This window comes from Paenibacillus sp. LRG-1 (genome assembly GCF_057220305.1).
Genome location: NZ_CM170126.1, coordinates 1,635,482 through 1,653,382, shown reverse-complemented (window position 1 = coordinate 1,653,382; position 17,901 = coordinate 1,635,482). Strand labels below are relative to the sequence as shown.

The following is a 17,901-nucleotide window of genomic DNA, read 5'->3' as shown; positions in this document are numbered from 1 at the left end:
CCTCCAATTTAAAATGATTACTAGCACTTACTGATTTAAATATAGAAAATAATAGGGTTAAAATACTTTCATCTTCCTACTGTTATATATTGTATATACTTTTCTATGTTTAGTCACATGATTCAATTTAGATGGACAGAATTATTCTAATCTAAATATCGCTGATTGAAAGTCGCTCCCTGGATTCATGCAAAATATTTAGTAAACGAAAAAAGCAGGCCCCTCTGAAACGGAGAGCCTGCTATCGTTTGTATCCATCGTCTGTCCTACAGGAAAAAAGATGGGATGATTAAATTGAAATATCCAGTGATTTCCCAACTCCTGTAATATCACTGCTGTTAGCACTGTTGATACGAGTCGTTTCCATGTTACTTGGAGCGGGCTTTTCCATTTTTGGAGTTGACGTGCTGCTGGATTGCGAACTTTGCTGTGCAATTTGAGCTTCAATCTGTTTAATTTGCTGTTGAAGCTGCTTCATTTTTGTTTCTTTTGTATCTTTATTATCTTTACTTTGCTGTACCTTGTTGTACTCCGCTTCAAGTTGAGCTTTTTGCTTTTCCAGACTAGCTGTATCGTTGGTACTGGATGAAGACGAAGTGCTTGCAATAGATATAGAACTGCTGGATGTGGATGAAATGTTCATACGAGATTTCCCCTTTATAAAAGTATGAGTTTACACGTGTGGGCTAACCGGTTCTAAGCTATGGTATTGCACTCTAATGACTAAGACGACGATGATACAGATTGTTCAAAAATCTTAGCGATTTCATCGAATAAAGCCGATATTTCTTCATCTGTGGCATTCGATTTGTCTGTATTTCCCCACGCGTCTTTTAATGTAGAAAGCAGATCTGTTTCCTGATCTTTGTCCGAAGCTGTTGACCCGGATATAAGACTGGAACTCAGAACGCTTTGCAAATCACTCAGCAAGGATCTTTTTTCATCTACTGTAAGCTCTTTCTCAGATGTAGTGCTGTTATCCTCTTGATTGGAAGTCTCTTGGATATTCCATGCGAATGGAGGCATAATTCCACCCATTGCCTGCATCATAGGAGGCAGACCACTGCTATCCATTTGAGGATGGGACGGGTCTCCTTCAGGCGGCGGTGCAGGACGATTATTTTGGATCGTTTCTGCTATCTTATCGAATAGCTCCGATACTTCCTCATCTGTTGCCGTCGAAAGATCCACACCGGCTAATAAATCGTTAACCGAAGCCAATGGATTCTTCGTGCTATTGGTGAGTTCATCTGTATCAGAGGAAGCACTTGAAGACATCAGATAACTTTGCAGATCAGACAACAGCATTTTCTGTTGGTCTGTAGTTAGTGCAATGGTATCCTGGTCGTCGTACTTGTAATCATTACTGTAGTTTTCCGTAGGAAGCGGAGCCTGCATTCCTCCCGTGTATTCCATAAATTCCTTGCTCAATTCGAGTGAATCGTTAGATTTCTTGTGTGTGGTATGACCCGTGGTATTTAGTCCATTCTCATTTGACTTCACCGTATTCGATTGATCATAGGAAGTCGTGATGAGATGCCTGTTAATGGATAGTGACAAAGTAGATCCCCTCTCAGTGTACATAATGTTTTTAGCTGCCCACCTACCTTTCATCGGCAGCAAATCTGAATGCAACCTGAGGGTATGCTGAATGATAACTGAATAAATACAGACTCATTAATACCACTCTTTTTTTATTTCCTAGACCATAGTCAAGGAAAATCCCCTCCGCAGGACGGGGGGATTAACCCTACTCGAGACAGGAGTAAGTAAAGGGATAATTTGTTACTCTTAGCAAAGAATAAATGAACGTATTCTAAAAATTGAAAGTAGGGGAATGATGTATGATCCGTATTAGCCATTTGGTTCACGAGAGACTTATGTTCCTATTCAAATTTTTGTACTCGCCTGCATATGTGGGTAGTGTAACACCAAGTTCCAGATTTTTAGCTAAAAATATGATAGAATCCATTCCATGGAGTGAAGTTCATGCTGTTGCCGAGCTTGGTGCTGGCACGGGGGCAATTACTCAATACATCCCGTCTGCTGCTAAATTTCAACCAAAGGTCTTACTCTTTGAAAAGGACCAGGCCATGCAGCAGAATTTAAAAAGAAGATTCCCGAATTATCTGTGCTATTCCGACTCGCGCGAGCTTCAGCTTGCTATGAAAAATGCCCAAATAGAACAGCTTGACTGCATAATTAGCGGGCTGCCATTTTTCAATTTTCCACAAGAGATGCGAAATCAAATTGTAGAACAAATTCATCTATCACTCAGGGATGGAGGAATGTTTGTCGCATTTCAATACTCTAAACAGATGAAGCAGCAGTTAGGTGAATGGTTTGATATTGAAGAAATCAAGTTTGTGCCAATGAATGTTCCACCCGCATTCGTGTATATATGCCGAAAGAAAACCTAAGAAAGGAGTACAGGTATGGACGTGGAATATTTAATTTCCATCATCGAACAATACGGCTATGCAGCATTATTCTTTTCTCTATGGCTTGGGATTGTGGGTCTGCCCATCCCGGATGAAGTCATTGTGATGACTGGCGGGGCTGTAACAGGCATGGGCATACTTCACCCGTTACCCGCTTTTTTAATTGTATATCTTGGGGTTATATCAGGCTTGTCCTTAGGTTATGTATTGGGGAGAACCGTGGGCACACCGATTCTAGAACGTTTGCGTCGGAAGAAAAAAATGGACAGGTACATTACGTTTTCGGAAAAATTGATACATAAGTATGGCAACTTCACTATTTGCATCAGTTATTTGCTGCCGATCGTCCGTCACATTATCCCTTATATTGTCGGAATCAATAAAATGAGCTTCAAGCGCTATGCCCTCTTCTCTTATTCAACAGGTTTGATCTGGACGCTGATCTTCTTTCTGCTCGGACGTATCTTTGGCGATCATGTACAAGCAGTAGGAGAACTAATCCATCGTTATGGCTTGCAGATGGCATTGCTTCTCATCATGCTGACAATTATATTTTTTATAATGAAATTTGTGTGGGGGAAGAAAACAACGGAGGAGTAAAGGTTGAGGATATTCGGCATGTTCATAATATAAGCGAATTTAAAAGTTACCTTTGGTTTTGTCCTTTTTAGCAATACTATCCATATGATATACTATAAACTAACAACAGAATGGCTTAGATGGGCGGTCGGCTAGTCTCCTGCAAAGGAGGTGATGCCTGTGGAGGTTAAAGATACATTAATGTTGATGATTCAATTTGCAACGTTGGTGATCTTGATTATTTCCTTCAACAAAAAGAAATAGACCGCCCTCCGGAAAAGGTTAGCGGTCTATTTTACTAATCCAACCCTACAGCCACCGCCCTTATAAGCGGCTGTTGTAAAAGAGTGAGGATGTTGGTAGCATCCTTACTCTTTTTTAGTATATACTTATTAGCTTTAGTTTATCACAGGAAAAACCATATTGCCAATATGGAAAATCTTTTTAAGAGGCAGCTTTCACCCTACGTTACTTCTTTAATTGAAGCAGCTTAACCAGCTTGTCATGAATGGCAGTATTCGGGTAATTCCCGCTAAACTGAGAAGATCCGGGGCCCATCGCGGTTAACGCCACATCAACAGATGTATGTCCTCCTGTGGTCCAGTCGATATAAAACTTTTCATTAGAGCCTTTTACAGTAAAAGGACCATCCTCTTTGGAGACGCCTTCACCGGATTCATCCTCCGCATCTTCGCCTTCAATCGCCAAACCGCCCGTTTCATGATCTGCCGTCACCAACACTAATGTATCTGGATGCGCTTTGGCATACTCTTTAGCTACTTTAACGGCCTTATCGAGCTGTTGCCCAGCCTTAATCGTTAACTCACCTTCATTGTCATGCGCCATCTCATCCGTTCCTTCTTCCTCTACCATCAGGAAAAAACCTTTTTGGTTTTTGGAAAGAACATCAATCGCTTTAGCCGTCATATCCGGTAAAGAAACCGTTGGGTTGTAAGAGTTACCCAGCTTGTTGTGAGCTTGAAACATCTCTTCATTGGCGAACAGCCCTAACAACTTAGAACCTTTAGCTGCTTTCATTTCTGTCTGATCTGTCACATAGCTATAACCCAGCTTCTTCGCTTGTTCTACCAAATTTCCTTGAGTTCCCTTACTAGCTTCCTCAGGATCTTCTGCCGGAGCATCTGGATGTTTGCCTACTGTTCCTGCAGGGTACCAGAAATCCTCACCACCGCCCAGAATAACATCCACCTTGCTTTTCTCCAGATACTGCTTGGCAATCTCGCTTTGAGCGGAGCGTTTTTCGACATGCGCACCAAAGGCGGCCCCCGTTGCGTCTGTCACTTGGCTTGTCGTCACAACACCTGTAGACATGCCTGCCTTTTTAGCCAGCTCCATAATCGTTGTCACTGGTTTTTTATTCAAATCCATTCCGATCGCGCCGTTATACGTTTTCACACCTGTTGCAATGGCAGTCGCAGCGGCAGCAGAATCCGTAACCAGGTTATCCCCTGAACTTGTGCTAACCAAGCCGGTTACAGGCATGTTGTCCATTTCAAGTAATCCCGATTTCCCTACCGTCGCCAAGCGAATCGCGTTGCGACTTGCTTCTCCCATACCATCGCCGATAAAGAGAATGACATTCTTAGGAGCATCGACTTTCGCTGACGAGGTTTTCAGTCCTTTGGATACCTGTGCGGTAGTAGACTTGGTACTAGATGAGGCTGCAAAAGCGTTAGGGATATTAGCAGATAACAATGGCGCACTCAAAACGGTAATGGCACCGAAAGCAAGGATACTCTTTTTCATCGAACGCTTTTTCACAAGGTCACACTCCAATAAATTTAATATTCATATATGATAAAGTAATCATATATCTGCTTTGTAAAGCATCGTAAAGCAAAAGATTACACGAATGTAAAATTTGGAGTGACCACCTGTTTTTATAAAACAAAAGAAGACACCGACTCTTGGTTTATCAAAGTCGATGCCCTCTGGCGTCTATATTTAAATGGCGGCGATATTTTTGCCGATCGGCATGGTGTAGTAGAGCGGTTTTTGCTGTCCATTTTGCTGATAGACTACAAGCAGAAGCGTGCGGCCTTCGGCTGTCAATGGGCTTCCCCCACTCAGGATATGATCCAGACTAAATGGCAGTACATCCAGCACCGCGTGCTTTTGCAGTTCCTTTTCACTCAGCTTCAATGAAGCAAAGGCTGGAATAATCTCGCGGTATGGCTGAGGCTGTTGATTGCCTACATTCGCCTCACCTGTACTCTCCTTGCTCGCATCTGCCACTAAATCTGCAACCGCAGGTGACAACAGCGCGTCCGGGTGCTGGAGAATCATTTTCATGTAGCTGGACCAATTGTCCTTCTCCAAGGTATGCTCCCACCAGATTTTACGCGGCTTGTATTTATGGTTCAGGAAATAATCAAGCTTCATCAGTCCAAGCACCATATCCATTCGCTTTGTTCCACGCGATTCCAGAAAGGACTGGAGACGCGTGAACAAGTCTTCGAGCTGATGTCCGATTTTTTGCCAGCCCTGTCCTTCCCAGTAGTCTCCGAATTCCTGAAAGAAATCAAAAGCGGACGAGAATTCACGCTCAATCAGATAGTTGACTGTATGATCCATACGATGAGAGTTCCAGTATTTCTCCAATACATCTTCCAAGCGCTTGAGCCGGACGATATCGGCAAAGGAAAGGACGTCATTGCTCAGCATTTCATACGGCGCAACATCCATATACGTATAGTTATACTTGTCTGCGTCGATACGCAGTCCGGTGCCACGCAGCATTTTGAGGAAGCCAAGTTGAAGCTCTTCCGGGCCGAGCGCAAAAACGTCATTAAACGTTTTACGGAACGTGTTGTAGTCCTCCAAGGGCAATCCGGCGATCAAATCCAAATGCTGGTCGATTTTACCGCTTTGTTTAACCTTGGTAACAGTACGGGAAAGCTTGTAAAAATTCTGGCGACGCTTAACCAGCTCATTGGTGGGATCATTCGTTGATTGGACGCCGATTTCAAAACGAAATACGCCCGGCGGCGCGTTTTCCGCCAAGTAATCCAACACCTCGGGACGCATAATATCTGCCGTAATCTCAAACTGGAAGACGCAGCCACGGTGATTTTCAATCAAAAATTTGAACATTTCCAGCGCATAATCGCGTTTAATGTTAAACGTCCGATCCACGAACTTGATTAGGTTGGCTCCATTGTCGATCAGGTACAGAATATCCGACTTTGTACGCTCGATATCGTAATAGCGCACCCCAACTTCGATGCTCGACAGACAAAACTGGCAGCTGAACGGACAGCCCCGGCTCGTTTCAAAATAAACAACCCGTTTCCCAAGTTCCGGTATATCCTCTGCAAAACGATAGGGCGACGGCAGCTCGTTCAAGTCCGCTTTCGGGCGACCGGGCATCTGAATAACCTCTTCTCCCTTACGGTAAGCCAGTCCATACACAAAATGGAACTTGCGATCCCCTTCCAGCTCCTGCAGCAGTTGATGGAATGTTTCCTCTCCTTCACCAACCACGATAAAATCCACATTCGCCAAACGCTTCATCCAGTGATCCGTATCGTAGGATACCTCCGGGCCACCCAGAACAATTTTGACCTCAGGCATAATCTTTTTCAACACATCAATGACTTTAATCGTCTCTTCAATGTTCCAAATATAACAGGAAAAGCCGATGACATCTGCCCCGCGTTGAAACAAGTCGGATACGATGTTCATCACCGGGTCCTTAATCGTGTACTCCGCCAGCTCGATATCAAAGTCCTTTTCACTGTAGGCTTTGAGGCATCGAATTGCCAGCGAGGTATGAATATATTTTGCATTTAACGTTGATAAAATGACTTTCATAGGTCACAACCTTTTATAGTTTGCATGAACTGTTCTATCCTTGCCTTAGTATAGCTATTCAAAATCCTCGTACACATCGTCTGCATAAATCTCGTCCTCGCTTACCGTTCCCCCGATATTCCCCTGATTTTGAAAAAAATCAAGAAACGGCTTGCCGTACTTGCGGAACTTCACTTCGCCGACACCCTTGATCCGCAACATGTCTGCCTCGGATTGCGGGCTCGCTACGCTCATCTCACGCAGCGTCGCATCATTGAAAATGATATAAGACGGTACATGCTCCTGAGCGGCCAGATCGCGGCGGATCAGGCGCAATTGCTCGAACACGGTTTCGTTGACTGCAGCCGGGTATGCATCGCGTCCCTGTCGTCCGCGTGAACCTGCTCCACCTGCAAAAGCCGTGGCATGTCGCACCACACGCTGCATGACTTCTCGCTGGCCTTTTAGCACTTCAGCCGCAAGCTGCTGCAAGCGTACGACCGGATATTGCCCCTCGGACAACATCAGATAGCCTTCCGAAACAAGAACATTGATAATTTCGGCAATTTCTTTTTCCGTCCGGTTGCCCATCACGCCATAGGTTGGCAGGCTGTCAAAACCATACTGCAGCACTTTTTTGTTACGCGAGCCTTTCAAGACCGAGGCGACCATCGAGACCCCATAACGCTCCCGCATGCGATGAATGCACGAAAAAATCTTTTGCGCATCTATGGTCATATCAACCAGTTCCCGCTCATCTGTACATGAACTACATATACCGCAAGCTTCATGCTCTTCCGCTTCTCCGAAATACTCAAGCTGTGCCGTACGTAGGCAACGAGTCGTGTAGCAATAATCAACCATCTGCTGGAGCTTGCGGTAGTCGTTGCGCTTGCGGTCTTCATCCTGTGGATTTTGCTCAATCAGAAACTTCTGCGTCACAATATCTTGCGGTCCGAACAGCAAAATACATTGACTCGGGTCGCCATCACGTCCTGCGCGTCCCGCCTCTTGCACGTAAGCCTCCATATTTTTAGGCATGTTGTAGTGAATGACATAGCGTACGTTCGATTTATCTATCCCCATGCCGAAGGCATTGGTTGCTACAATGACACGGATATCGTCGTACAAAAACCCTTCCTGGCTATCTGCACGTTCCTGATCTGTCATCCCGGCATGATAGCGCCCGGCTGCCATGCCTGCGTCACGCAGCCGTTGGTACAAATCGTCCACGTCCTTACGTGTCGCCGCATAAATAATGCCCGATTCACCCTCATGCTCACGGGCATAATTCAGTAAAAAGCTGCGTTTGTCTTCCCCGCGCAGCACACTGAACGCCAAATTGGGCCGTCCAAGGCCTGTAACGAACGTCTCCGGTGAGCGCAGACGAAGCAGGCGCACGATGTCATCCATGACCTGCGGTGTCGCCGTTGCCGTAAACGCCGCCACGATTGGGCGTTCGTACAGCCCGTCCACGAATGGAGCCACAGCCAGATAGCTGGTACGGAAATCATGGCCCCACTGGGATACGCAGTGTGCCTCATCTACCGCAACGCAGGAAATTGGCAACTGAGCCATTTCATCGCGAAACCAGTCCAGTTCCAGTCGTTCCGGTGCGACATACAGCAACTTCAAGTCACCATTTCGTGCAGCTCGTATGCGGTCATTCACTTCTCGACCACTCAACGTACTATTGATGTAGGCAGCAGCAATCCCCATTGTGGTCAGCGCATCCACCTGGTCTTTCATCAGCGAGATGAGCGGTGACACGACAATGGTCAGCCCCTCATGCAACAACGCGGGGATCTGGTAGCATATCGATTTTCCGCCTCCTGTCGGCATGATGCCCAACGTATCGTTGCCCTCCAGCATACTGGCCACAATTTTCTTTTGTCCCTCCCGGAAATCGGGATAGCCATAAAATTTTTGCAGCAAGTCCTGCGCCCGTTCCAATGTTGGTGCTTGTACAGTCATAGTTTCAAAACTCCTCATATTTCTAGCGTCCTTGACGCATATCGGCTTTTCTTTCGTTACCTTTAGTTTACCGGGGTTCAGGGTAATGTTCAACCGCTAGAAGACTGCCAATCTGGTTTAGTCCCTTATGGCGCTCGCTGTTTTCTCATGATATAGTGAACACGGTGCCGCAAATTTGTCCATAACTATGAAGAGACACGGTTCCAAGAAGGAGAAAGAATCCATGAACAATCGGAAACCCCAACGGAAAAATCATACAAAATCTACGTCAAACGCAAGCCATTCCAAACGCAGTCATAAACCTGCCGGAAGATCTGGCTCCCATAAACCGGAAGCTCAACGGAGAACGAATGCTTTAGATAAAGCCCCTGCCAAAACATACATCGTCCAGGAGCCTGCCGAGCTATTGAGCTTTTTAGTAGAACATGTGACTGGCATGGGTCGTAACTCCATTAAATCAGCACTGGCTCGTGGGCAGGTGTCCGTCAACGGCATTCCGCGTACCGTGCATAATTTTCCACTGGAGCAAGGTCAGACTGTCGCTCTTTCCAAGGAAAAAATAACTCCCGTCGTACCACTGACTGGGCTACGTATTTTGCATGAGGATGAAGCCATTATCGTTATCCATAAGGATGCCGGGTTGCTGTCCGTGGCTTCAGCGCAGGAGCAGGAAGTAACAGCATATCGCCAGCTTACGGCCCATGTGAGGCGCGAACATCCGTACAATCGTATTTTTGTACTGCATCGTTTGGATCGTGATACATCAGGAGTGATGATGTTTGCGAAAAGCGAAGCCATACAGCAGGAAATGCAAAAAGCGTGGAAGGAAGTTGTGTATGAACGAACATACATTGCTCTTGTCGAAGGACAAGTTAAAAAAGCTGAGGGTACAATCACTTCATGGCTGAAAGAAAGCAAGACGCTAAAAATGTATTCCAGTCCTTATCCGAATGACGGACAGCACGCAGTCACTCATTACAAGCTGCTTCAAGCCAATCGGCATTTTTCTTTGCTGGAAGTACGTTTGGAAACCGGACGCAAAAATCAAATCCGCGTACATATGGAGGATATCGGCCATCCAATTGTTGGAGATAAAAAATACGGTTCCAAATCCAAGTCGATTGGGCGTCTTGGCCTACATGCGAGGGTATTGTCATTTATTCATCCCGTCACCGGAGTATTGCTGCGTTTTGAATCCGACATTCCTAAAACCTTTTTGAATCCGTTTCGGGAGTAGAATTGGCAAAGCATACGGAGATTAGATGGAAAAATATAAGAGGAAATGAGGGGGCTGTAGAAGACAGCACCCTTTTTTGATTGATTAAGCGGTATACCTCCGAACACCATCAGCCATTTTCATCAACTCATCCCATATATATATGGGCGTATTACACACTGGACAATCTACCCAACCGTTTAAATAGGGTAATTGGGCAAGCAGCTTGTTCTCTTCAATTTTTTGGGCATATTCGTGTAACCACTGCATATTAGCACCTCTACGGTCCAATGAACGGGGGCTGATCGGATGGGGAACCAGATTGTCTGAATTTACAGGATCTTTATCATAGACAACCAGGGTGTCATTCTGTTCATCAGGCCAAATATAGAGCGGGGTACCGCAATGCGGACAATCCAGCGTATATTCGTCACCTGTATCGAAGCTTTGTAGCATATAAGCTACGCAGCGATAACCCTGAAAAGCAGCACCCGCAGCCAGAACATAGCGTTTACCGATATCTCCTTCGTGTTCCTTCGCATAGAGCACCATTTCTTCAGTCAATTCTGCAAGTCGGACAATGGCACTCCGATATTGCGCATAAATATATTCAGCCAGACTAGAATCCACTTTCACCTGATCCCTTGTAAATTCCAATGGAACTTTGGTATGTAGAGGATTGTTATTCTTCGCTTCGAATATTCCGCAAATGTTATATATATCTGCACGAATCCCTATATCAGAACTTTTTAACGCAATGTCTACAAGGTAAGGTACAGCCGCAAATGTACAAGTATACAACGTATTTTGGTGATACAGTTCCTCCCAATACAAGGTGTCAGCCATTTCGCCGTCATATCCGGCTTGGAGCTGCTTCAACATTTCTGGGACGTATTGAGAAGAACCGTAGGGACCTTGGAGCAGAGTCCAGGCCGGATCGGACAAAGCCAGCATCTTGATACTCCTTTCACCGTTTTTCTTACAGTAGAGGATTTTGCAAAAATCTCATAAGCGACTTCCAATGAACTTTCCAATGAACAAGATATAGATCGAAATGGTTTAGTTCGTCTATATCTTGCACTTCGGAGCGACTGGAATCGAATTTTGCAAAATCCTGACAGTAACATGGGATCGGTTTGTAAATTAAATTTTGCTATCAAAATTCATTTTAACTTCATAATTCTCAGCTTCTTACGTTTATTTCATTATACGCACATTATTAGCTGAAGTTGCTTTTCTCGATTTACGCAATATACAAAATCACTATTTTTTCGGGTCTATAATCATATTCGGTTAAGCTTTCAGCATTGTGAAGGTGACACACATTAAATTAATGAATTACTAACCCGGTTCTTATGTTTTACTACGAGTCCTCTGTCCATTCAGTTCCTTCGCCCTATGCATAGTCTACATTATAAGTCCTGTTACTTAAAAATCGCTGAGTAAGAAATAAAGTATATATACGTTAAAATTTCCATACATGTAAAAACAAAGACGCTGCCCTGCCTGTTTTTAATTATGCCAAACGGGTAAGACATACTTGTTCAAGGCTTTAATCTAACAGCTACAGAACTGATTTTATGAATCGGTATATGAAAAGGAGTGTTGGGAATATTATGTATGAATACTGCGACTATAAGGGGAAATAGCCTATGACCATAACACCGGAACAGCGGATTACCCTGCACGGATTTAACAATTTGACCAAATCATTGAGCTTCAACATGTACGATATTTGTTACACCAAAACCAAAGAAGAACGCGAGGCGTATATTGAATATATTGATGAACAATACAACTCAGATCGGCTGACAGCTATTTTAAAAAATGTATCTGACATTATCGGCGCCCACGTACTCAACGTAGCCCAGCAGGATTATGTACCTCAAGGAGCCAGCGTAACAGTACTTATATCAGAAGGACCCATTGTGGAGGTACCGACTGAATCTTATGCCGAGTCACCAGGCCCCCTGCCTGAATCTGTCGTGATACAGCTGGATAAAAGCCATATTACGGTGCACACCTACCCGGAATATCATCCAGACGAGGGGATCAGTACGTTTCGAGCTGATATTGATGTCTCTACCTGTGGGGAAATCTCCCCGCTCAAGGCACTCCACTATTTGACTCATTCTTTCGACACCGACATTATGACGATTGATTACCGGGTACGCGGCTTCACACGTGATACGAATGGACATAAGCTTTTCATCGACCATGATATCGCCTCCATTCAAAACTATATTCCGGACGAAGTGCGCAGTCTGTATGACATGATCGACGTGAATGTGTATCAGGAAAATATTTTCCATACCAAATGTAAGCTAAAACAATTCGATCTGGACAATTACCTGTTCGGCTACACCAAGGAAAGTCTGAGTGAAAAAGAGCAACAAAATATATCAACACGTCTCAAGATCGAAATGGACGAAATTTACTACGGTAAAAATATGACGTAACAGATCGAATGCGTGAAAATAAAATAGATCATTTTATTGAAAAAAGGATGATCGCTTGGACTGGAATGCAGCCGGGCTTTCGTCCTTTTTTAAATACAAAATAATAGATATTACTCAACTTGATCTGTACAAGCGAGAGATTGTTCACTATGATAGGGGAAGAAACCACTAATTTAAAATATCAGCATAGATTTTACATCCGCTTCTTATTGTAAGCGCAATCAATTGATCCTACGTATGATTTTGTTATGGAAGACAAAGGAGGAATTTGTATGCAAGGCGGTATTGGCGGTAAAAACATCATTTTGCGATTGGAAATTTCCACCGGACACATCCAATTTGGTCAATTGATTACGCTGGTAAACGAACATGGCGGAGATGTGATTGCCATTGACGTCATTAGCACCTCTGAGAAGGTCACTGTGAGGGATATTACAGTTACCATTGCCGATCCAGCAGAAATCGACCGAATGATTGCTCGGATTAAAAAAGCACAAGGTGTTAAGGTATTATCCATCTCTGATCGTACCTTCCTATTACACCTCGGGGGCAAAATTGAAATGCAGCCCAAAGTCCCAATTCAAAACCGCGATGACTTATCTCGGGTATATACCCCCGATGTGGCACGCGTATGCATGGCGATTCACGAGGAACCGGACAAAGCTTTCCGTTTGACGATCAAGCGCAACACGGTCGCTGTCGTCTCTGACGGAAGCGCTGTTCTCGGGCTAGGTAACATCGGTCCCTATGCAGCCATGCCGGTTATGGAAGGCAAAGCCATGCTGTTCAAGCAGCTCGGCTCCGTCGATGCCTTTCCAATCTGTCTGGATACGCAGGACACCGAAGAGATCATTAAGGCCATTAAACAAATGGCCCCAGCTTTTGGCGGGATTAATCTGGAGGATATTTCGTCGCCACGATGCTTTGAGATTGAACAGCGGTTACGTAAAGAGCTGGACATACCTGTTTTTCATGACGATCAGCACGGCACAGCTGTCGTTTTATACGCAGGGCTGATCAATGCGCTCAAGGTTGTCGGCAAAGCCCTGTCTGACGTCAAAATTGTCGTCTGTGGTATCGGGGCTGCGGGTGTGGCCTGTACGAAAATTTTGCTATCTGCAGGAGCAGTCAACATCATTGGCGTAGATCGTCACGGAGCGCTTACAGCTGATGAAACATACGAGCATCCGATGTGGAACTGGTATGCGCAGCATACCAACCCTGATCGGCTGTCCGGCACGCTGTCCGAGGTTCTGAAGGATGCTGACGTGTTTATCGGGCTGTCGGCAGGTGGACTACTGCAACGAGAAGACGTGAAACGTATGAAAGAAGCCCCGGTGCTGTTCACTATGGCTAACCCGGTTCCCGAAATTGCGCCAGAGGACGTCGAGGACATTGCGGGTGTCATCGCCACCGGACGTTCGGACTATCCTAACCAAATTAACAATGTGCTTTGTTTCCCTGGCATCTTTCGAGCGGCGCTCGACTGCCGTGCCCGTGAAATCAACGAAGAGATGAAGCTGGCGGCCGCAGAGGCCATCGCAGGCACGATCCGTCCTGAAGAACTAAACAAGCTGTATATTATCCCTGGTGTATTTAACGAGAGTGCAGTTCAACGGGTGCGTGAAAAGGTGATTCAAGCCGCGATTGCGAGCGGTACAGCCAGAAGAGTGCCTCGGGATTTCAGATAAAAGAAAAGGATTGCTCCCCTAAATACGGGTGCAATCCTTTTTGCTATCGAAAGATCAGTCTTCATATCCGTTTTCTTTACAGCGGTTATGACCTCCATTTAGAGAACAATTGACTGGCACGCTGGGCAAACTCCTCCAGATTAAAGTTGGAGTTGTCCAGCTTGTAGTACCATTTTTTAATCGTATCCAAAATCCATGAGGGAACCTTAACCTCCGAGATACCGGAATAAAACGTATGATACGCCCACACCAAATGCTCCCAGCGCTTGTCATCGCCTTCCTTCACGTATTCAGATACATCCAATACCTTGGCACGTCCGTCTTGCATGAGTACATTCTTGAGGTGAATATCACGGGGATTCAGCCCCTTGGATCGGACAAATTCCCTCGCCTTTTCCACATCCAGAATGACCTGCTCTGGCACAGGAATTCCTTGCAGCAGACAATCCAGCAGCGTAATACCGGATTCATAACTTATGACAATATACTTGTCGCCTTTTCCGTAATAATGAGGAAAAAAGTCAGACCCTCGCAAACGCTCATATACGTCGGCCTCCGCATCTTTCTTCTCGATCGCCATGTCTGAGTACACCTTGAACGCGTAGCCTGGCAACGTATCGAGCGTAAATACGGCCGCATCTGTCCCGATGCCAATACAGCGGACGTCTTGAGTGCCTGTTTTAATGGTAACCGGATCATTATCCTCCGTACTGTATACGGTCACTTGACTTATGATGTCTTCTGCCTGCCTCCATTGTTCTACCATGCGCGATCCCCTCCTTCTCTGTTCTAAACCAATACCAATAAAGTTAGTTCTATAACAGATAAATAGTATTACGGGTTATCTTTTGGAATGGCTTCAAAATAGGTTGATTCTTTTATAAATACGGTATGTACCGTGTCTAACGAGCGTCCGGCAGAAGCAACCTTCTTAACTCTGCATAGCTTGCTGCTGTTTTATAGATCCCCAGCACGTCAGTCTCCGGGGGAGCGTTCCTGTGATTGAACCAGATCACCTGCCAATTCGCAGCTATAGCTCCCGCCACGTCATTACGCCAGGAATCCCCAATGTAGCAGCAGTGCTCTGCTAACGTTCCTGTCCGTTCGTTCACTACTTCAAAAATGCGCGGATCAGGCTTGGCATAGCCAACGGTCCCAGATACAAAGATATGCTCTACTGCAACATGATTTTCCAGTGCCATGGCCTTGATCTTGCTCATCTGGTGTTCCTCAAGACCGTTTGTAATTAATCCAACTAAAAAGCCAGCCGAGCTCAAATCATTTATTAACGAGGTCGCCCCCTCAAAAGGCTCAATTCGGTACTGACGATCCAAGTATTCTTGTTGAACATGTACTGCCTGCTCACGGGTAATTTCTACCCCGAATTCTTGTAAAGCCAGAATGAAACGGCCTTCCCTCATCTCATCCAGTTCATCCGGCCCTGCCTTCCCCTCCAATAGTCCTCCTTTAGCCGATAGTACATCGCTGTAATAGCGAATACGATGGTAGGCTTTCTCATAAGGAAAACGATCACTCAATCCTAATACTGTACGCAATGCATCGCGTGTAGGGTGCAAATGATCGTACATCGTATCATCTACATCAAAAAAAACAGCCTTCTTTTGCAAGTTCATATGCCCACTTCTTTCTGTTAAATCTTCGGATGACGCTCCTTTTCACCTTGTCCTGATATTATACCCGTTGGCCTGTTACGTTGCACCTTGTCCTTCACACTGCGCATCCTGCAATCACACTTCACGTTTACTAACATACACTGAAAAGACCGCATTTTCACAAACTCACTTTACCTCTCTACCGAGCTAACATAGGTATCTTGTCCTGCTTTGCCCGAAAGCGTTTTATTTGACAACACACGGGTAAAAGGTCACATTTTTGAAAATATTCGTCATACAGGTTTACATTTCGTGTAAAATCACGTACCTTTTAGGGATGAACGCTTTACGGATGTACTTGGATAAGGGAGGCATACACGATGGATTCCGGTTCTAACCTAGCCTATGGATCAGCTACACCTTTGATTGAGGCACTTATAGAATTTGAAAAAGAGCTCGAAGCGAACCGGCATTCTCTGAGTTTTGATTTGGGATTGATTATGGAGCAGGGCCGCGCGCCACGATATATGGCTACACCACCAGATGTTGTTCCTTTTGCCCACGCAGGGGTGGACGGAATACATTATGGCTTTTTAACGGATTTTGGGCTTGAAAAGGACCTTTCCCGGGCCCCTATAGTATGTGTATCTCCCGTCGATTGGACGGGTGTGTGGGTGGTTGCCCGTCATTTGCAGGATTTTTTAAGCGTTGTTTATACAGAGAACAGTTCATTAAAACGATACTACGCCAGTGGAGATGACTATTCTGGACATGCAGGTCAGCGACTGCCTCAGATTGTAGATGAACGCACCGCGTTTGTACGCGAATGCTTTCGCGAACGCTTTGGTATCGAACCGATTCAGGATATGGCTGCGTATATCGACAGCTTGCGAACAGAACGGAAGCACAATGAAGCAGCTCCTACGCTAAACGGGTTGGGCATTCAGTTATCTTCTTCTGCGAAGCATAGCTCTTCTATGGAGAGTGCCCTCTTGACCGTAACGGAGCCTTTCCTTTGGGAACAACAAGGCGAAGCTGTGCGTGAGTTGTTCCACAACGGTTCGCGTGAAGCCAGACTGGCTTTTATTCGGGATGCCCAGACACGGCATTTGTTCACCCATTCTGCCCTTCGTGCTTTTGTAGCTGGACAGCTTAAGGTGATGGGTCTGTCTGAGGCCGCAACATATCTGGAAGAGTCCTACTATACCGTTATTCCCGATATGATAGAATCTTGATGAAATCCTTGGCTTCCGCCTAACATAACCGCCTCTGAAAAGGCGGCTTTTTGTGCTACAATAAATGAAAATAATAGGGTCGAACAGCCCGGTACGAATGAAAGAGAGCGAGTATGAATAATCATTCCTATCCTACTCCTGAAATCATTGAGGTTTGTCTGTTGGCGGGCAAACTGATGATGCAAAATGGAGCCGAAACCTATCGTGTTGAAGACACGATGTCCCGCATTGCTTCGGCCTATGGCATATCCCAGTCCCATAGCTATGTAACACCAACTGGGATTTTTTTTGCCATTAATGACTCGGAGCCTGCCAAGCTCATCCGCATCGTAGAGCGGACTACCGATTTGCACAAGGTGACAGAGGTCAATTCCATTTCACGTAAAATCAGCACAGGTGATTTGTCTCCTCGCGCTGCCGTCAAGGAGCTTTCGGAGATTGAACGTGGCCCCCTCCGCTATTCCAACCGTGTACAGCTGATGGCTGCTGCGTTGGCCAGCGGTTGCTTTATGATCATGTTTGGTGGAGTCTGGCGAGATTTCCCCGCAGCTGTGTTATGCGGAGGTATCGGATTTGCAGCTGTACAGTATTTTCACAGGCTCGTTAAGGTTAAGTTTTTCTCAGAGTTTTCTGCATCTTTTCTAATCGGCTTGCTGGCGGCTCTATTAACGATAGTAGGCTGGGGACAGATGATGGATAAAATTATTATTGGCTCTGTCATGCCACTGGTTCCAGGCTTGTTAATTACAAATGCCATCCGTGATTTAATGTCCGGGCACCTTGTTTCGGGTCTTTCCAAGGGAGCCGATGCTTGCCTGACGTCTTTCGGCATTGGAGCTGGCGTTGCGGTTATCATTTCTTATATGTGATTCGGAGGAGA

At 45.4% G+C, this 17,901-nt stretch carries 16 protein-coding genes; 8 read left to right on the top strand and 8 right to left on the bottom strand.

The annotated features are described in order from the left end of the window. Positions 1 to 289: 289 nt before the first annotated feature. Together ACUUJN_RS07270 and ACUUJN_RS07265 are read right to left on the bottom strand one after the other, a co-directional pair. Positions 290 to 643 carry a FlxA-like family protein gene (locus tag ACUUJN_RS07270; protein ID WP_023987707.1) on the bottom strand — a complete coding sequence of 118 codons (354 nt, stop codon included), beginning with the start codon at positions 641 to 643 and terminating at the stop codon, positions 290 to 292. 80 nt (positions 644 to 723) lie between these two features. Next, a complete protein-coding gene (locus tag ACUUJN_RS07265; RefSeq protein ID WP_076294969.1) occupies positions 724 to 1,560 on the bottom strand; it encodes a hypothetical protein in 837 nt (278 codons plus the stop codon). A gap of 284 nt (positions 1,561 to 1,844) precedes the next feature. On the opposite strand from ACUUJN_RS07265, the gene ACUUJN_RS07260 reads away from it, so the two are divergent. From ACUUJN_RS07260 to ACUUJN_RS07250, 3 genes are all read left to right on the top strand, one after another. Then, positions 1,845 to 2,420 (top strand): class I SAM-dependent methyltransferase, encoded by a 576-nt coding sequence (locus ACUUJN_RS07260; RefSeq protein WP_068939948.1) that lies wholly within the window; start codon positions 1,845 to 1,847, stop codon positions 2,418 to 2,420. A 15-nt stretch (positions 2,421 to 2,435) separates the two neighbouring features. Continuing rightward, a complete protein-coding gene (locus ACUUJN_RS07255) occupies positions 2,436 to 3,041 on the top strand; it encodes a DedA family protein (RefSeq protein WP_076294970.1) in 606 nt (201 codons plus the stop codon). Between the two features lie 153 nt (positions 3,042 to 3,194). Next, positions 3,195 to 3,284, top strand: coding sequence for a putative holin-like toxin (locus tag ACUUJN_RS07250; RefSeq protein WP_007429455.1), 90 nt, complete (start codon positions 3,195 to 3,197; stop codon positions 3,282 to 3,284). Positions 3,285 to 3,488: 204 nt separating this feature from the next. Here ACUUJN_RS07250 and ACUUJN_RS07245 read toward each other — a convergent pair whose 3' ends face one another. The 3 genes from ACUUJN_RS07245 to recQ all read right to left on the bottom strand — a co-directional run bounded on the left by ACUUJN_RS07245 (position 3,489) and on the right by recQ (position 8,807). After that, positions 3,489 to 4,802 carry an alkaline phosphatase gene (locus tag ACUUJN_RS07245; RefSeq protein WP_023987703.1) on the bottom strand — a complete coding sequence of 438 codons (1,314 nt, stop codon included), beginning with the start codon at positions 4,800 to 4,802 and terminating at the stop codon, positions 3,489 to 3,491. Positions 4,803 to 4,985: 183 nt separating this feature from the next. After that, the gene (locus tag ACUUJN_RS07240) at positions 4,986 to 6,854 is read right to left on the bottom strand and encodes a B12-binding domain-containing radical SAM protein (RefSeq protein ID WP_484669463.1); all 1,869 of its coding nucleotides are present in this window, start codon (positions 6,852 to 6,854) and stop codon (positions 4,986 to 4,988) included. Positions 6,855 to 6,908: 54 nt separating this feature from the next. Then, a complete protein-coding gene (recQ, locus tag ACUUJN_RS07235) occupies positions 6,909 to 8,807 on the bottom strand; it encodes a DNA helicase RecQ (RefSeq protein WP_023987701.1) in 1,899 nt (632 codons plus the stop codon). A 223-nt stretch (positions 8,808 to 9,030) separates the two neighbouring features. On the opposite strand from recQ, the gene ACUUJN_RS07230 reads away from it, so the two are divergent. After that, on the top strand, positions 9,031 to 10,044 hold the full coding sequence (locus ACUUJN_RS07230; protein ID WP_023987700.1) for an RluA family pseudouridine synthase: 1,014 nt from the start codon (positions 9,031 to 9,033) through the stop codon (positions 10,042 to 10,044). An 84-nt stretch (positions 10,045 to 10,128) separates the two neighbouring features. Here ACUUJN_RS07230 and ACUUJN_RS07225 read toward each other — a convergent pair whose 3' ends face one another. Beyond that, on the bottom strand, positions 10,129 to 10,977 hold the full coding sequence (locus ACUUJN_RS07225; protein WP_023987699.1) for a hypothetical protein: 849 nt from the start codon (positions 10,975 to 10,977) through the stop codon (positions 10,129 to 10,131). 698 nt (positions 10,978 to 11,675) lie between these two features. Between ACUUJN_RS07225 and speD the strand changes: the two genes are divergently transcribed. Both speD and ACUUJN_RS07215 read left to right on the top strand, forming a co-directional pair. Continuing rightward, positions 11,676 to 12,482: an adenosylmethionine decarboxylase gene (gene speD / locus ACUUJN_RS07220; protein WP_053324922.1), complete on the top strand. Its 807-nt coding sequence runs from the start codon at positions 11,676 to 11,678 to the stop codon at positions 12,480 to 12,482. 272 nt (positions 12,483 to 12,754) lie between these two features. Then, the gene (locus ACUUJN_RS07215; protein ID WP_028543003.1) at positions 12,755 to 14,173 is read left to right on the top strand and encodes an NAD-dependent malic enzyme; all 1,419 of its coding nucleotides are present in this window, start codon (positions 12,755 to 12,757) and stop codon (positions 14,171 to 14,173) included. An 85-nt stretch (positions 14,174 to 14,258) separates the two neighbouring features. On the opposite strand, the gene ACUUJN_RS07210 is transcribed toward ACUUJN_RS07215, so the two are convergent. Both ACUUJN_RS07210 and ACUUJN_RS07205 read right to left on the bottom strand, forming a co-directional pair. After that, positions 14,259 to 14,939 carry a serine/threonine-protein kinase gene (locus ACUUJN_RS07210; protein WP_023987697.1) on the bottom strand — a complete coding sequence of 227 codons (681 nt, stop codon included), beginning with the start codon at positions 14,937 to 14,939 and terminating at the stop codon, positions 14,259 to 14,261. Positions 14,940 to 15,075: 136 nt separating this feature from the next. Continuing rightward, the gene (locus ACUUJN_RS07205; protein ID WP_484669462.1) at positions 15,076 to 15,807 is read right to left on the bottom strand and encodes an HAD family hydrolase; all 732 of its coding nucleotides are present in this window, start codon (positions 15,805 to 15,807) and stop codon (positions 15,076 to 15,078) included. 359 nt (positions 15,808 to 16,166) lie between these two features. Here ACUUJN_RS07205 and ACUUJN_RS07200 point away from each other — a divergent pair, with 359 nt between their 5' ends. Continuing rightward, complete coding sequence (locus tag ACUUJN_RS07200; protein WP_028543004.1) at positions 16,167 to 17,021, top strand: hypothetical protein; 855 nt, start codon at positions 16,167 to 16,169, stop codon at positions 17,019 to 17,021. A gap of 113 nt (positions 17,022 to 17,134) precedes the next feature. Continuing rightward, positions 17,135 to 17,890: a threonine/serine exporter family protein gene (locus ACUUJN_RS07195; protein ID WP_013309319.1), complete on the top strand. Its 756-nt coding sequence runs from the start codon at positions 17,135 to 17,137 to the stop codon at positions 17,888 to 17,890. Positions 17,891 to 17,901 lie beyond the last annotated feature (11 nt).

Bases quoted from the DNA above. Each gene is read 5' to 3' on its own strand.
- ACUUJN_RS07210 (WP_023987697.1), bottom strand. From the start codon at position 14,939: ATGGTAGAACAATGGAGGCAGGCAGAAGACATCATAAGTCAAGTGACC.
- ACUUJN_RS07240 (WP_484669463.1), bottom strand. From the start codon at position 6,854: ATGAAAGTCATTTTATCAACGTTAAATGCAAAATATATTCATACCTCG.
- speD (WP_053324922.1), top strand. From the start codon at position 11,676: ATGACCATAACACCGGAACAGCGGATTACCCTGCACGGATTTAACAAT.
- ACUUJN_RS07195 (WP_013309319.1), top strand. From the start codon at position 17,135: ATGAATAATCATTCCTATCCTACTCCTGAAATCATTGAGGTTTGTCTG.
- ACUUJN_RS07255 (WP_076294970.1), top strand. From the start codon at position 2,436: ATGGACGTGGAATATTTAATTTCCATCATCGAACAATACGGCTATGCA.
- ACUUJN_RS07230 (WP_023987700.1), top strand. From the start codon at position 9,031: ATGAACAATCGGAAACCCCAACGGAAAAATCATACAAAATCTACGTCA.
- ACUUJN_RS07215 (WP_028543003.1), top strand. From the start codon at position 12,755: ATGCAAGGCGGTATTGGCGGTAAAAACATCATTTTGCGATTGGAAATT.
- ACUUJN_RS07250 (WP_007429455.1), top strand. From the start codon at position 3,195: ATGCCTGTGGAGGTTAAAGATACATTAATGTTGATGATTCAATTTGCA.
- ACUUJN_RS07270 (WP_023987707.1), bottom strand. From the start codon at position 643: ATGAACATTTCATCCACATCCAGCAGTTCTATATCTATTGCAAGCACT.
- ACUUJN_RS07260 (WP_068939948.1), top strand. From the start codon at position 1,845: ATGATCCGTATTAGCCATTTGGTTCACGAGAGACTTATGTTCCTATTC.
- recQ (WP_023987701.1), bottom strand. From the start codon at position 8,807: ATGACTGTACAAGCACCAACATTGGAACGGGCGCAGGACTTGCTGCAA.
- ACUUJN_RS07200 (WP_028543004.1), top strand. From the start codon at position 16,167: ATGGATTCCGGTTCTAACCTAGCCTATGGATCAGCTACACCTTTGATT.
- ACUUJN_RS07225 (WP_023987699.1), bottom strand. From the start codon at position 10,977: ATGCTGGCTTTGTCCGATCCGGCCTGGACTCTGCTCCAAGGTCCCTAC.
- ACUUJN_RS07205 (WP_484669462.1), bottom strand. From the start codon at position 15,807: ATGAACTTGCAAAAGAAGGCTGTTTTTTTTGATGTAGATGATACGATG.